General features: G+C 61.8%; 16 protein-coding genes and 1 other RNA gene. 4 read left to right on the plus strand and 13 right to left on the minus strand.

The genetic code is table 11. The features are described 5' to 3' along the window. Positions 1–392 precede the first annotated feature (392 nt). The 4 genes from H9627_RS02540 to H9627_RS02555 all read right to left on the minus strand — a co-directional run bounded on the left by H9627_RS02540 (position 393) and on the right by H9627_RS02555 (position 4,687). Positions 393–1,148: an iron ABC transporter ATP-binding protein gene (locus H9627_RS02540; protein WP_191732480.1), complete on the minus strand. Its 756-nt coding sequence runs from the start codon at positions 1,146–1,148 to the stop codon at positions 393–395. Beyond that, positions 1,145–2,260, minus strand: a complete 1,116-nt coding sequence (locus H9627_RS02545) for an iron chelate uptake ABC transporter family permease subunit (protein WP_191732481.1) — start codon at positions 2,258–2,260, stop codon at positions 1,145–1,147. The genes H9627_RS02540 and H9627_RS02545 overlap by 4 nt, the downstream gene beginning before the upstream one ends. Further along, complete coding sequence (locus tag H9627_RS02550) at positions 2,253–3,278, minus strand: ABC transporter permease (RefSeq protein ID WP_225213424.1); 1,026 nt, start codon at positions 3,276–3,278, stop codon at positions 2,253–2,255. The genes H9627_RS02545 and H9627_RS02550 overlap by 8 nt, the downstream gene beginning before the upstream one ends. 401 nt (positions 3,279–3,679) lie before the next feature. Beyond that, positions 3,680–4,687: a siderophore ABC transporter substrate-binding protein gene (locus H9627_RS02555; protein WP_191732482.1), complete on the minus strand. Its 1,008-nt coding sequence runs from the start codon at positions 4,685–4,687 to the stop codon at positions 3,680–3,682. A gap of 518 nt (positions 4,688–5,205) precedes the next feature. Between H9627_RS02555 and H9627_RS02560 the strand changes: the two genes are divergently transcribed. Both H9627_RS02560 and nrdF read left to right on the plus strand, forming a co-directional pair. Continuing rightward, complete coding sequence (locus H9627_RS02560) at positions 5,206–5,826, plus strand: vitamin K epoxide reductase family protein (protein WP_318247746.1); 621 nt, start codon at positions 5,206–5,208, stop codon at positions 5,824–5,826. A gap of 171 nt (positions 5,827–5,997) precedes the next feature. Next, positions 5,998–6,999 (plus strand): class 1b ribonucleoside-diphosphate reductase subunit beta, encoded by a 1,002-nt coding sequence (gene nrdF, locus H9627_RS02565; protein ID WP_191732483.1) that lies wholly within the window; start codon positions 5,998–6,000, stop codon positions 6,997–6,999. 90 nt (positions 7,000–7,089) lie between these two features. Here the strand turns inward: nrdF and H9627_RS02570 are convergent, their stop codons facing one another. Genes H9627_RS02570 through arsB form a run of 4 tightly spaced genes read right to left on the minus strand, consistent with a single transcriptional unit; the run spans position 7,090 to position 9,745 of the window. Beyond that, positions 7,090–7,719 (minus strand): arsenate reductase/protein-tyrosine-phosphatase family protein, encoded by a 630-nt coding sequence (locus H9627_RS02570; protein WP_191732484.1) that lies wholly within the window; start codon positions 7,717–7,719, stop codon positions 7,090–7,092. Between the two features lie 47 nt (positions 7,720–7,766). Beyond that, positions 7,767–8,183 (minus strand): arsenate reductase ArsC, encoded by a 417-nt coding sequence (locus H9627_RS02575; protein ID WP_191732485.1) that lies wholly within the window; start codon positions 8,181–8,183, stop codon positions 7,767–7,769. A gap of 12 nt (positions 8,184–8,195) precedes the next feature. Then, a complete protein-coding gene (locus H9627_RS02580; protein WP_191732486.1) occupies positions 8,196–8,615 on the minus strand; it encodes an arsenate-mycothiol transferase ArsC in 420 nt (139 codons plus the stop codon). After that, positions 8,612–9,745 (minus strand): ACR3 family arsenite efflux transporter, encoded by a 1,134-nt coding sequence (arsB, locus tag H9627_RS02585; RefSeq protein ID WP_191732487.1) that lies wholly within the window; start codon positions 9,743–9,745, stop codon positions 8,612–8,614. The genes H9627_RS02580 and arsB overlap by 4 nt, the downstream gene beginning before the upstream one ends. 82 nt (positions 9,746–9,827) lie before the next feature. On the opposite strand from arsB, the gene H9627_RS02590 reads away from it, so the two are divergent. Next, entirely contained in the window at positions 9,828–10,175 is a 348-nt protein-coding gene (locus H9627_RS02590; RefSeq protein ID WP_191732488.1) for an ArsR/SmtB family transcription factor, read from the plus strand. A 36-nt stretch (positions 10,176–10,211) separates the two neighbouring features. Beyond that, the gene (locus H9627_RS02595) at positions 10,212–11,204 is read left to right on the plus strand and encodes an ArsO family NAD(P)H-dependent flavin-containing monooxygenase (RefSeq protein WP_191732489.1); all 993 of its coding nucleotides are present in this window, start codon (positions 10,212–10,214) and stop codon (positions 11,202–11,204) included. A gap of 108 nt (positions 11,205–11,312) precedes the next feature. Here H9627_RS02595 and H9627_RS02600 read toward each other — a convergent pair whose 3' ends face one another. From H9627_RS02600 to ftsX, 5 genes are all read right to left on the minus strand, one after another. Next, positions 11,313–11,543 carry a hypothetical protein gene (locus H9627_RS02600; RefSeq protein ID WP_006769438.1) on the minus strand — a complete coding sequence of 77 codons (231 nt, stop codon included), beginning with the start codon at positions 11,541–11,543 and terminating at the stop codon, positions 11,313–11,315. 170 nt (positions 11,544–11,713) lie between these two features. After that, positions 11,714–12,089, minus strand: a transfer-messenger RNA (tmRNA) gene (ssrA, locus tag H9627_RS02605). A gap of 63 nt (positions 12,090–12,152) precedes the next feature. Further along, a complete protein-coding gene (locus H9627_RS02610) occupies positions 12,153–12,512 on the minus strand; it encodes a DUF488 domain-containing protein (protein ID WP_191732490.1) in 360 nt (119 codons plus the stop codon). After that, a complete protein-coding gene (gene smpB, locus H9627_RS02615) occupies positions 12,512–13,006 on the minus strand; it encodes an SsrA-binding protein SmpB (RefSeq protein WP_191732491.1) in 495 nt (164 codons plus the stop codon). The genes H9627_RS02610 and smpB overlap by 1 nt, the downstream gene beginning before the upstream one ends. Before the next feature lie 36 nt (positions 13,007–13,042). After that, positions 13,043–13,945: a permease-like cell division protein FtsX gene (ftsX, locus tag H9627_RS02620; RefSeq protein WP_191732492.1), complete on the minus strand. Its 903-nt coding sequence runs from the start codon at positions 13,943–13,945 to the stop codon at positions 13,043–13,045. Positions 13,946–13,950 lie beyond the last annotated feature (5 nt).

Raw genomic sequence — 13,950 nt, forward strand, 5'->3', positions numbered from 1 at the left:
ATGACCACCCCAACCTTGGTTGGGGTACGACAAACATAAAAATAAATGGCACACTATTGAGTTCTCAAACAACATTCGCACACCTGAAACACAAACCGTTTTACGGTGGTTGGTGCTCGTTGGCAGCTTGATCGACAGTACATTGTTGGCAACCAGGAGTCAAAAACTCACTGACACTCTTTACTGTCTCACCGCCTGGCAACCTCGCGGCTGCCTTGCTGGTGTGCTCATTAATTTACCCATGGTTCACCTTTCTGCCAAATCCCCAGCTAGAAGCGCTTTCCGGGCCACTTCTCCACCGCCTGCAACCCCAAGACGGGCAGAGGCGGGCGGGGGTTTCGTCGCAAAGCGCACAAAACCCCGGGAACCAATCAGGTTCCCGGGGTATACGGCTAGTGGTAGCAGGCGATCTTGCCGTGGGGGCCGTCGATCACTTGGATCTCCGTGTTGAAGATGTCGGTGAGGATGTCATCCTGCATGATCTCCTCCGGAGTTCCCTCCTTTTCGATCTGCCCATGCTTGACCGCCACGATGTAATCGGCGTAGCGGGCGGCGAAGTTGATGTCGTGCAGCACCACGATGATGGTGCGGCCGAATTCCCCGGCGGCGTTTCGCAGGTGCTTCATCATCTCCACCGAGTGCGCGATGTCGAGGTTGTTCAGCGGCTCATCAAGGAGGACATAGTCAGTCTCCTGGCAGAGCACCATCGCCACGTAGGCGCGCTGGCGCTGACCGCCGGAGAGCTGATCCAGGTAACGGTCCTCCAGCTCGGTGAGGTTGAGGAAGTCGATATAGCGGGAGATGATCACCTCATCCTCCTCGGTCAGCCGGCCCTTGGAGTACGGGAAGCGTCCGAAACCGACGAGCTGACGCACGGTCAGCTTGGTCACGAAGTGGTTCTCCTGGCGCAGGATCGAGATGATCTTGGCCAGATCCTTCGAGGCGGTGGAGGACACGTCGTACTGCGCGACGCGGATGTCACCCTCATCAATGCCGAGGAGACGACCGACCATGGTCAGCAGCGTCGACTTGCCGGCGCCGTTGGGGCCGACGAGCGCGGTGATGCCGCCGGCTGGGATTTCGAGGTTGACCGGTCCGATGGCAACTGCATCGGAATACTGCTTCCGGACGTTGGTTAACGTGATCACAGTCTGCCCTTTCTGAGGATGACGATGAGGAATACGGTGCCACCGACCAGCTCGATGATGATCGAGACCACGCCCTGCGCGCGGAACACGTGGTTCATGATGAAGTACGCACCGGTGAGAACGAGGTAACCGATGAGGGTGGCCATCGGGAAGATATAACGGTGGTCGTAGGTGTCGGCGAACTGGTAGGCCAGGGTGGCCACGAGGAACCCGAGGAAGGTCATCGGTCCGACCAACGCGGTGGACACCGCCATGAGGACCGAGACGAGGATGAGGGTGTAGATCGAGGCCGCGCGGTGGTTGATGCCCAGGTTGGTGGCCGCATCCCTGCCGAGGGCGACCACGTTGAGCTTCCGGGAGAACCCGACCAAGAGGACAGCCGCCACGACGATCAGGGGAACCGCGATCGGGAAGTACTCGGTCTCGGCGTTGTTGACTGATCCGAAGAGCCGCGCAGACAGGATGTCGAATTCGGATGGGGTGAGCATGCGCTGCATGAACGTGGACACCGAGCCCAGGCCACCACCGATGACGATGCCGACCAACAGCATGGCGTGCATATTGCCCCGCTTGCCGGTGAGCAACCAGGTGTAGAGGACCAGCGTCAGCAGGATCATCACCACCAGCTGGCCCACGAACATCTCCAGGTTCCGGGTTGCCAGCAGCGCGGTGGTGCCGAAGAGGAACACTGTGGCGGTGTGGATCACGGTGTAGAGGGACTCAAAGCCCATGATCGACGGGGTGATGATGCGGTTGTTGGTCACCGTCTGGAAGGCCACGGTGGCCAGGGCGTGACACACCGCCACGATGAGCATGACAAATACGCTCTCCATGCGTCGTTCGGCGATGACCGTAAACGACGGGTGCCCGACCGGCATGGGGTTCTTGTACCAGATCAGACCCCAGGTGAATGCCAGCGCGGCGATGAGCAGCGCGGCCATGATGATCCAGTATTTGCGCCTGGCCATTGCGGTCTGGAAGGTCCCGGAGGTGCGGCTGGCCCCCACGGGGTTCGCCAGGTTGGTGTCCACATGCCCCTCGACATCCGCGGATTCATGCAGTGTCTCCAGGCGGGCGAGGTGGGTTGGTTCGGTTCCGATGTGCCTATCCACGGTTACGCTTCCTCACAATCAGGTACACGAAGACGACGGCACCGATGATGCCGAGGACAACCGACACGGGGATCTCGAACGGCGCGATGATGGTGCGACTGATCAGATCACAGATGGTCACCACGGCCACGCCGACGAGGCAGACCCACGGCAGGTTCGACCGCAGATCATCGCCGCGGAACATGGAGACGATATTCGGCACGATCAGGCCCAGGAACGGCAGGCTGCCCACCACCACGGTGACCACACCGGTGGCCACCGCGATGAGTCCGGTTCCGATGAGGATCATGCGGTTGTAGTTGAGGCCGACGTTGGTGGCGATCTCCTCACCCAGGCCGGCGACGGTGAGGCGGTCGGCGAAGAAGAACACCGCGATGACGATGAACACGATGATCCACAGCACCTCATACTGTCCGCGGTACACCGTATTGAAGGAGCCGGCGAACCAGATGCCCAACTGCTGGAGCATGTCGGTCTGCAGGGCGAAGAAGGTGGAGACGGAACTGACCACGGCACCGAGCATGATGCCGATGATCGGCACGATCAGGGAGGACCGCAGCGTCACCCGCTTGAGGAACATGAAGAACACCATGGTGCCGATGAAGGAGAACAGCACGGCACCGACCATGCGGTCGAGAATGGTGGCCGCCGGGATGAAGTACATGACGGCCAGCAAGCCCAGACCGGCCCATTCGGTGGTTCCCGTGGTGGTGGGTTCCACGAATTTGTTCTGGGTGAGCAGCTGCATCACCAGACCCGACATGGCCATGGCGGCACCGGCGAGCACGAGGGAGACGGTACGTGGAATGCGGACCGCCTCGAACATGAGCGTGCCGTCGTCACCGCCGAAGATGTCGTACTGGCCGGTGAACAGCGACAGCACCACCAGCGCACTGACGGCGATGAAACCGAGGAGCAGTTTCCAGTCGAAGAGTTTGGCGCGGGTGCGTTTCCTGCGCCCGTCGGTGCGTGGTGTCCCGGTGGTAGCGGATGAGGATGTGTTGATGGCACTGGACATCAGTGTCGTCCTCTCCTTCCGCGTTGTGCACTGGCTGGTGCGTTCAACATGGGTGGTTACCTGATTTCTAGCGGGGTCTGGTGTACAGCTCAAACTCTCCGGGAAGACAACAAGGGTGGGTGCCGGGGTCTTCCATCAAATCCGAACCGGTATATATGGGCGGTTAATAGGGATAAAGGCTGCCCTGTTTCTACAAGACAGCCTGTCATATTCAAGGCTAACCTAAGAAATCCATTCCCGGTTTCTCCCCCGGGTTCCTGATTCCGGTTCCAGGCTGGGGTTTGTGGTGCGGATTTCCGGTTACCTCCTGTGCGGTGGGGGTGGCGTCTGGCACGTGTCCGGGGGCTGATGCCCCACGCTTGTCGACGCCTCCCTCACCCACCTGTGGTGCGAGCCTCCCCCTACTTCTGGGCGGCTTCCTCAAAGAGATCGGCCATGCCGTTGAGGATCTCGGTGTAGGTGATGATGTTTTCGTTGGTGTAGGTGTCAGCCGGTGCGATGAAGACCTTGCCGTCCTTGATGGCGGTGACGTTGGCCATGACCTCGCTGTTGGTGATGACCTGCTCAGCCGGGGTGAAGTCAGCCTCGTTGCGGGTTTCGGTGCCGGCATCGCGGTCCATCACCAGGATGATGTCCGGGTTCGCCTGGGCAATTGCCTCGACGTTGATGTCATCGCCCTCGTGATCGTTGGAGGCGTTTGCCACCTCGAGTGCCGGGGTCATGCCGACCAGGTCGAAGATCGGGCCGAAGGTACGACCGACGGATGGGGCGATGTAGCCGATGTTGCCACCGGAGACGTTGACAGCCATGACGCTCTGATCGGAGATTTCGGCATAGGCGGTCTTGGCGCGCTCGAGGGCCTTGTTGAAGTCCTCCACCAGGGTGGCTGCATCCTCTTCCTCACCGAAGATCTGGCCGAGGGTCTCCGCCTGACGGATCAGTTCCTGGTCGAGTGGCTCGCCGTCACGTGGGTCGAGCTCGACCACGGTGGCGTCCGGTGCCAGCGAGACGATGTCGTCGTAGTACTGGGCGAAGCGCTGTCCGTTGATCACCAGGTCAGGCTGGGCTGCGGCGAGTGCCTCGAGATTCGGTTCGCGGTGGGTTCCCAGGTCCGCGATCTCGGGGTTCTCCTTGTAGTTGGTCACGGTGAACGGAACCAGGGCGACCGGTGCGGCAGCCAGCTCCACACCCCAGCGGTCAAGCAGTTCGAATGCGCGGTTATCGGTGGCAACGACGGTCTCGGTGGAGGCGATCTCCTGGGTGCCGTGGTTATCCTCGATGGTGATGACCTCAGCGGCGGCGGCCGCGGTGGTCTCCCCGGTGGTCTCCTCAGCGGAGGAGGAACAGCCAACCAGTGCCAGTGCTGCGACGGTGGCGATGGAGACGAGCTTGAAACGAGAGTTGACCATGACGTCCTTTTCGGGTTTTACATGCGCGGGCCATCAGTTCGATGACCTGAACGGTGTGAAGTAAAGGGCCGGTTGAGGCCCGCAGTTTGTTATAGGCATTCCCCTGACATGCCACCCCGGGCTCCCACCGCACCGCGGAACACTCCACGGAACAATAGGCTGCCCTTAGTGAGGTTAGGGTACCTAAAGAAGAAAGCTAACATAGCTATTTAACTTAGCCAAACCTTTGCGAAATACATCACACCAACACTTTAAAATGAGCACGTCACACCCCTGGCGGGGCACACCCGCCCCCACGGTGTGACCCACACTGCTGCTTTCCCGGTCATTGTTTCCGCCGTAAGCTTGCTTGCTGATAAAACGTCGCCATGTGGCTGTGACATTGCCCCTACCCCACCGCCACACCGACCCGGGGGCCTAAACTGATCCTCCGAAAGCTCGCATCACCGGATGGCGACAGAAGTTTCCCCGAACCTTTCCTGTCCCCGTCTTTTCATCACGTCGGAAGGTCCCCATCCGTGTCCACACCAGCGCCCGTCGCCGAGTCCGCCACCGAAACTCGTGAGAGCCAGTTACCCAAGCCCCCCACATGGCTGGGCTGGGTGCTGCTGATCGGTGGCATCATCGGCCTGATCTGCTCGGTGATCATCATGGCGGAGAAGCTCACCCTGCTGGAAAACCCCAACTATGTCACCAGCTGTGACATCAATGAGGTCATCTCCTGCGGCAGCGTGATGAAGTCAGGTCAGGCCTCCGCCTTCGGCATCCCGAACCCGTTGTTCGGCATCGCCGGTTTCGCCGCGGTGGCCGCCATCGGGGCCGGCATCCTGGCCGGTGCCCGTTTCCGTGGCTGGTTCTGGTTCCTCGCCGAGATCGGCCTGCTCCTGGCCACCCTGTTCGTCCACTGGCTCGCATACCAGTCCATGTTCGTTATCCGCGCACTGTGCCCGTACTGCATGGTGGTCTGGGCCGTCACCATCATCATGTTCGTCACCGTGACCGCGTGGAATGTGAAAACCTACAGCGGTTATGACAACGGCGCGGTCCGCGGCCTCTACAAATCCCAGGCCGCCATCGCCGTGGGTTGGCTGCTGGTCATCGCCGCCATCGCCGCCTGGCAGTTCCGCTTCTACTTCTAGGCGCTTATCGACGCCCCACCCCTCCCCCACTCCCCGTCACCAGCGGGCCTCACGGCCCCCGGGTGGCGGGGAGCTCGTGTTATGAGGCTTTCGGGCGGGGACGGCTAAGGTGGTTCGGGACGCCGTCGCCAAGCCTGCCTGGCGACGTGTTCGATGAAGGAAGAGGAAACCATGACCAACCAACTGCTCACCCCCGCGGAATATGCCGCCGGTGATGTATTCCCCATTGAGGGCATCAACTGGGATCACATCCCCGACCAGGTCGACATGGACATCTGGAACCGCCTGACCACCAACTTCTGGCTCCCGGAGAAGATCCCGGTGTCCAATGACATTCAGAAGTGGAACAGCATGTCCGAGGCGGAGCACCTGGCCACCCTGCGGGTGTTCACCGGCCTGACCCTCCTGGACACCATCCAGGGAACCGTCGGTGCGGTCTCCATGATCCCGGATGCCACCACCCACCATGAGGAGGCGGTGCTGACCAACATCTCCTTCATGGAGTCGGTCCACGCCAAGTCCTACTCCAATATCTTCATGACCCTGGCCTCCACCCCGGAGATCAACGAGGCCTTCCGGTGGTCCAGGCACAACGAGCACCTGCAGTACAAGGCCAAGCGGATCCTCGACTACTACCAGCAGAATTCCACCCCGGCGCGCAAGAAGATCGCCAGCGTCATGTTGGAATCACTGCTGTTCTACAGTGGTTTCTACCTGCCGCTGCGCATGGCGTCGATCGGCAAACTCACCAACACCGCCGATGTCATCCGTCTGATCATCCGCGATGAGGCGATCCACGGTTACTACATCGGGTACAAGTACCAGAAGCACATCGCCACCCTCTCCCCCGAGGAGCAGGCCACCAACCACGATGAGGCGGTGGAACTGCTGCTGGACCTGTACGACAACGAGCTGGAGTACACCCGCCACGTCTACGATGACCTGGGCTGGAGCGAGGACGTCTCCGCGTTCCTGCGCTACAACGCCAACAAGGCCATGCAGAACCTCGGGTATGAATCCATCTTCCCGGTCGACCAGTGCAAGTTCGACCCGGGTGTCATGACCTCCCTCGACCCCTCCAGCAATGAGAACCACGACTTCTTCAGTGGTTCCGGCTCCTCCTACGTCATCGGTGACGTGGAGGCGACCAGCGACGAGGACTGGGACTTCTAACCTCCCACAGCTAGACAACACCCCCGACTGCGTCCTCCTTCATGGGAAGGCTGCGGTCGGGGGTGTTTGCTCTTTTCGTGGATCTTATGGTCAGCGCTGGATGGTCTCCCACAGCCCGCGCACTCGCTCATCGACCTCGTCAACAATGGCACGCACCCGCTCAGGGGTTTCATCCTTGGGGTCAGCCAGGTCCCAGTCCAGGTAGTGCTTACCGGGGTAGATGGGACATACGTCCCCGCAGCCCATGGTGATGACGTAATCCGCGCCGCGGACCACATCATCGGTCAGTGGTTTGGGGAAGGCACCGGCGAGATCAATGCCTCGTTCGGCGAGGACATCGACCACAACATCTGGAATCTCGGAGCTGGGCAGGGAGCCTGCGGAACGGACCTCAACCGCATCACCGGCATAGGACGACAGCAGAGCCGCGGCGATCTGAGATCGTCCGGCGTTGTGGACACACACGAAGAGGACCTGGGGAGCCGGGGTGGCGATCTTCCCCTCGGCCAGCGCCAGTGCCCGGAGTCGGTCCTTGGCGAAACGTTCCGCCAGCACCGGGAGGTAATCATGCACCTTCGCGGTACGTGCCAGGCTGGTGTAGGACTCGAAGATATAGCGTTCGATGGTCTCCGGGGAGAACACCCCCTGGTAGGTCTGGGCGAGTTCGCCGGAGATGCGCTTCAGGAGGTTGGTGTGCAGGGGTGGGGTCTGGGTTGTCATGACGGGGCGTTCCTTTCGGGGAATGCAGAAACCGGATCGTAGGGGGATCAGGAAGGGAGGAGCTCGTCGACAAGCACGGTGATCCGGTGCTTGATGTCGTCGCGGATGCGGCGGACGTCGTCGATGCCCTTCCCCGCCGGATCCTCTAGCTCCCAGTCCTCATAGCGCTTGCCGGGGAAGATCGGGCAGGTGTCCCCGCAGCCCATGGTGATCACCACGTCGGAAGCCTGGACCGCCTCGGTGGTGAGGATCTTCGGGGTGGCGGAGGTCATGTCGATGCCCTCCTCTGCCATGGCCGCCACGGCGACGGGGTTGAGCTGATCGCGGGGCTCCGATCCTGCTGAACGGACGGTGATACGTCCGCCGGAGAGTTCAGTGAGGTAGGCGGCGGCCATCTGGGAGCGGCCTGCGTTGTGGACGCAGACGAACAACACGCTGGGCTGGGTGTCAGAAGAGGTGGTCATGATGTCGAATGCCTATGAGTGGGTCAGTTCGTCGACAAGCTTCTGCACGCGGGCATCGATGTCGTCGCGCACCAGGCGCATGCGCTCGACACCTTCGATGCCGCGTTCCGACGGTTCGTCGGTGACCCACCGCTCGAGGGAGCCGCGGGCGTCGTCGGGCATCTCCAGCTCGGCGTCGGCGCCGAGGATCACGACGCGGTCCACCTCGCGCAGCAGCTGCGGGTCGATGCCCTTGGGGTGGCCCTTCGACATGTCGGCACCCACCTCGGCGATCGCCTCGACGGACTGCACGTTGAGTTTGCTGCCCGGCTTGGTGCCGGCGGAATGGATGGTGAGCTGGTCACCAGCATGCTTCTCGGCGAGCGCTGCGGCCATCTGGGACTTGCCGCCGTTGCCGACGCAGACAAATAGGACGGAAGGGGTGGTGCTCATGATTGGATGGTCTCCTTGTCAGATGCGAGGTGCTGAGTGGTGGGGCGGGTGGTGGCGGGCAGGGTCGGATCACCGGGGAAGAGCTTCGGGCCCAGCCACAGCATGGTGTAGACCAGGCCGACCAGCACGGGGATCTCGATCATCGGTCCGATGGTGCCGGCCAGCGCCTGGGCGGAGGTCGCACCGAAGGTACCGATCGAGACGGCGATGGCCAGTTCGAAGTTGTTGCCCGCGGCGGTGAATGACACGGCTGCGGACTGTGCGTAGTTCATACCGGATGCCTTGGAGGCGGCCAGGGAGATGAAGAACATACCGATGAAGTAGATCAGCAGCGGCACGGCCATGCGGGCGACGGTCAGCGGCTGTGAGGTGATCGCCTCGCCCTGCAGGGAGAACAGCAGGACGATGGTGTACAGCAGACCGATCAGCGCCAGCGGGGAGATGGCGGGGATGAACTTGTTCTCATACCACTCGCGGCCCTTGACCTTCTCGCCGATGATCCGGGATGCCGCACCGGCCAGCAGTGGGATGCCGAGGAAGACGAGCACGGAGCTGACGATCGCCCAGAAGGAGAACTCAGCGGAGGTGGTCTCCAGACCCAGCCAGGACGGGAGAACCTGCAGGTAGAACCAGCCGAGGACACCGAACATGAAGACCTGGAAGATCGAGTTGATGGCCACGAGCACGGCGGTGGCCTCGCGGTCGGCGCAGGACATATCCGACCAGACCAGCACCATGGCGATACAACGCGCCAGGCCGACGATGATCAAACCGGTACGCAGTTCCGGCTGGTCGGGCAGGAAGATCCAGGCCAGGGCGAACATGAACGCCGGCCCGACCACCCAGTTGAGGAGCAGGGAGACCGTCATGAGGCGTTTGTCGGCGGCGATCTCCTTGGTCTTGTCATAACGGACCTTGGCCAGCGGTGGGTACATCATCACCAACAGGCCGAGGGCGATCGGCAGGGATATCCCGCCGACCTCAAGGGAGTTAAGGAAGGGTGCCAGCCCGGGCAGGGACCTGCCCAGGATCAGGCCGGCGACCATGGCCAGGATGATCCAGATGGGGAGGAATCGGTCGAGGAAGGAGATCCGGGCGGGTACGGCCCGGGTCTGGGTGGGTGCAGTCATGCGTCACCTTCGCGTCGTATTGATTGTTATCGATATTGACGGTACTTTCAATATTGATGACTGTCAATATAGGATGGGACACATGACCGCCGCGCAGATACTCCCCCTCACCGACCTCTCCGACTGCTGTTCACTGGGCACCGGTCCGCTCGATGACGACGAGGCCGACCGCTACGCCACCCTGTTCAAGGTGCTGGCCGAACCGATGCGCCTGCGGATCCTCTCCCAGCTGGCCGCCGGGGGCTGCGGGCCAGTCAGCGTCAACGAGCTCACCGAGATGATGGGTCTGAGCCAGCCGACCATCTCTCACCACCTGAAGAAGATGACCGAGGCCGGCCTGCTGGAACGCACCCGTGAGGGACGCAGTGTCATCCACCGCGTCAAACCGGAACTGTTCGCCGAGCTGCGTACCGTCCTGCAGATCGGTTAGGCAACCGGCATGATGGAGGAAACGATGGGAGAAGGTATGAGCAGCGACCACGAGGCGATCATCATCGGCGGTTGCCAGTCCGGACTGGCCACCGCCTACTACCTGCTCAGGGCAAGTGTGGACACGCTGGTCCTCGATGATCAGCCAGCCCCCGGCGGCGCCTGGCTGCACGTCTGGCCCTCGATGACGCTGTTCTCCACCGCGGAATTCTCCAACCTTCCAGGTTGGCCCATGCCGCTTTCCGACGGTTTCCCCCCAGCCCAACACGTGGTGGATTACCTCACCGCCTACGAGCAGCGCTACAAGATCCCGGTGGAACGCCCCGTCCGGGTGGATCGCATCGAGCACGCGGAGGGGATCTTCCGCGTCCGCGCGGGTGAGAAGGTCTGGTCAACCCCGAATGTGGTTGCTGCGACCGGCACCTGGTCTGCCCCCTTCGTCCCGAACTACCCGGGCACCTTCCGCGGTACCCACTGGCATTCGGCCAACTATCCGGGCATCGAAACCTTCCGGGGCACACGCGTCGCGGTGGTCGGCGGTGCGAACTCCGGTGCCCAGATCGCTGCGGAACTCACCAACGTTGCCGAGGTCACCTGGTACACCCGCCGACCCCCACGCTGGATGCCGGATGAAGTGGATGGCCGCGTGCTGTTCCGACGCAACCGCCTGCGCGCCCTTGCGATCCAACGTGGGGAACCCGACCCCGGCGCGGACTCCGACCTGGGCGATATCGTCGTGCTCCCCGAAGTGCGCGCTGCCCGCGACACCGGACGCCTGCAGGCCACACCGATGTTCACCTCACTTGATGAAGTCGATGCCGATCACCTGATCTGGTGCACCGGGTTCCGCCCGGCCCTGGGCCCGGTGCGCCGGCTTCTCGACGGCACCACCCCCCGCTATTCAGCCCTCCACCTGGTTGGTTACGGCGACTGGACAGGCCCCGGCGCGGCCACCATCACCGGAGTGGGCCCCTACGCCAAGCAGGCTGCCCGGGAGATCGCGGAGTCGGTGGGCAAGGTGGTGAAATAACTTCTCGAATCCTGGTCACTCACGGATGGAAAATGCCACGGGTTTCTCATGGGCAATCCACTTCAGGGAGCGCTCTGCAGGAACTGTGACCTGCCAGAAGCCCCTTTACTAGTCCTGCGATAGCTGTCCTCGTTTTCGGTTGTCCATAAAAGGTTTCCAGGCAAGGAACACCCCCGAGAGAATAAGCAGAAGATTGGAGACGATTCCGAGGGTGGAGGTTACTCCCAGAATGAGTCGCAGCACCAGGAGCAGGGATCCTGCCAGGACGATGAACACCCCGAATTTGAACAATCCCGAACTGAAACTGCCGGTTTTCCCAGGTTCATCCCTTTTATCCATAGGCTTTACCGTACCTCTGGAGTCCAAGAACTGCTACCGGGAAATCTGCGAAGAACAGCAGTATAGGCTGCGGTTCCGCCAATCTCCCCCGCGGTATCGAACCCTAGAATTCGGGATTGGTAGGGACAAGGAGAAACCCCTTCACCTGCCGTAACAGGTGAAGGGGTTCTTGGTGGAGCTGCCGGGAATTGAACCCGGGTCCTACGCTACTTTGCCAGGGCTTCTCCGTGCGCAGTTCGTGCAGCGATCTCTGCTTGGCCCTCCGGCTAGGACGAACACATCCGGATGATGGGCCCAGTCAGCGGTAGAAGTCCCATCCAACCCCGCTGACGCGGTTGGATAGCAAGTCCCTTAGTCGATGCCAGCATCCGGGGCAGGGACATCCCCGGGCTGACAGACACGCGGTCGCTACTTAGGCAGCGAGGGCGTAGTCGCGCTGAGTCTTCTCGGCGCTTATTGGTTTGCTGCGACGCTCACGGTGGTCTCCAGCCTTCACCGGCACGCTTCCCCTGGCTCAATCAACGTAGTCGAAACCATGTCAGCCCCGTTGGTTGCCTGCGGTGGGCTCGTGCGAGTCCCGCAGGAAGGTCCACTCTACTGCACACTCCCCTATTTTGGCAAGCATGTTTCAATAAGCCAGTCACGTAGAACCACGGCGTGGTTGTGTTGCCGGTCTTTGGCGGCGTAGAGGAGGGTGATGGGGCCGGGGGTTGCTGCGTCGATAAGCTTATCGACGCGCGCCCCGCCCAGCTCAGCCCGGTAGCGGCGCGCGAACTCGTCAAAACGCGCTGGGTCGTGGCCGAACCACCGCCGCAGCTCGGTCGACGGAGCCACCTCCTTCAGCCAGAGATCGGGCTGGAGGTCGTCTTTGCTCACACCGCGGGGCCACAACCGGTCCACCAGGACCGTTGTGCCGTGGGTCTGCTCCCCTACCAGCACGTCGTGGACCTTCGCGATGTGGATGTCCATCAGGCGTTGATGCCCTTGATGCGGCGGCCGAGTTCGCGGGTGACCTCGCGTTCCTCGGTGCGGCGCTTGATGTCCTGGCGCTTGTCGTAGTCCTGCTTACCCTGCGCCAGCCCCAGTTCCAGCTTGACCCGGCCGTTGACCAGGTACAGCTTCAGCGGCACGAGGGTGCGGTTGCCGTCGCGGACCTTGCCCATCAGGGAGTCGATCTCCCGGCGGTGCAGGAGGAGTTTGCGGGTGCGCTTGGGACTGTGGTTGGTCCAACTGCCCATCGAATAGGTCGGGATGTGCAGGTTGTGGAGCCAGACTTCACCATTGTCGATGATGGCGAAGGCATCCACCAGGGATGCCTTGCCCTCACGCAGGGATTTGATCTCGGTGCCCAGCAGCACCACGCCCGCCTCCCAGGTATCGAGGATCTGGTAGTCATGGCGGGCCTTGCGGTTAGTTGCGAGAACCTGGTTGTTCTCATCAACTTTCTTCTTTTTCTTGGCCATAGCCTTATCAGTGTACGGCAGGGCCAAGCGACGGGGTTATTTACGTACGTAGAACCGCAGCGTCAGCTGCGCGATCAGGCCGGCCACCACCACACCGATGACAGAGACAAACGGTGCCACCGTCCAGATATCGGCATTGGTGATCGGGGCGATCAGCTGGGATTCATAGAGTCCGCGCAGCGCCTTGTCGATGACCAGCTCCTTGCCCAGGAACAATCCGACGACCGCCAGCACCGCACCGATCAGCGTGGACAGCACCGCCTCCAGGACAAACGGCGCCTCGGAGTACCAGCGGGAAGCACCGACGATACGCATGATCTCGGTTTCCTCCCGCCGGGAATAGGCCGCGATCTGCACCATGTTGGCGATGAGGAAGATGGAGGCGAGGATCTGCACCGCGGCGATGAGGAAGGTGGCATTGCGGATGGAATCCAGGTTCTCGGTAGCACCGCGGAGATCATCGACCTGGTCGATCACAGCCGCGACCTGCGGGAGTTCACGGATCGGATCGAGGATGTCCACGGCCAGGGGATCAGCCAGTCGCACATGGAAGGCCGCCGGCAGGGCATCCGGTGAGGTTTCAGCCACCAACACCGGGTCGGTGTACTCGAAGACCTCCACAAAGCGCTCATAGGACTGTTCCCGGGAGCGGTAGGTGATGGAATCCACACCGTCGATGGCCTCCAGTTCCGAGCGGACCTCGGCGCAGGCCTCCTCCACGCAGTCGGGATCATTGGCGGAGGTGTCCTCATCCAGCTGGATCATCACCTCCACGCGGTCGAGGTAGATGTCCTTGGTGCGCTCGGTCATGTTCGCCACCAGGAAACCGGTGGCCAACAGGGCCAGGGAGATGGAGGTGGTGATCACCAGCGCGAGCGTCATGGTGAGGTTGCGGGCCATTCCGCGCAGGGATTCGCGGAGAACATAGGTAACAGACATGGTGT

Origin of the sequence: Corynebacterium gallinarum, assembly GCF_014837045.1 — a bacterium.
Lineage (GTDB): Bacteria > Actinomycetota > Actinomycetes > Mycobacteriales > Mycobacteriaceae > Corynebacterium > Corynebacterium gallinarum.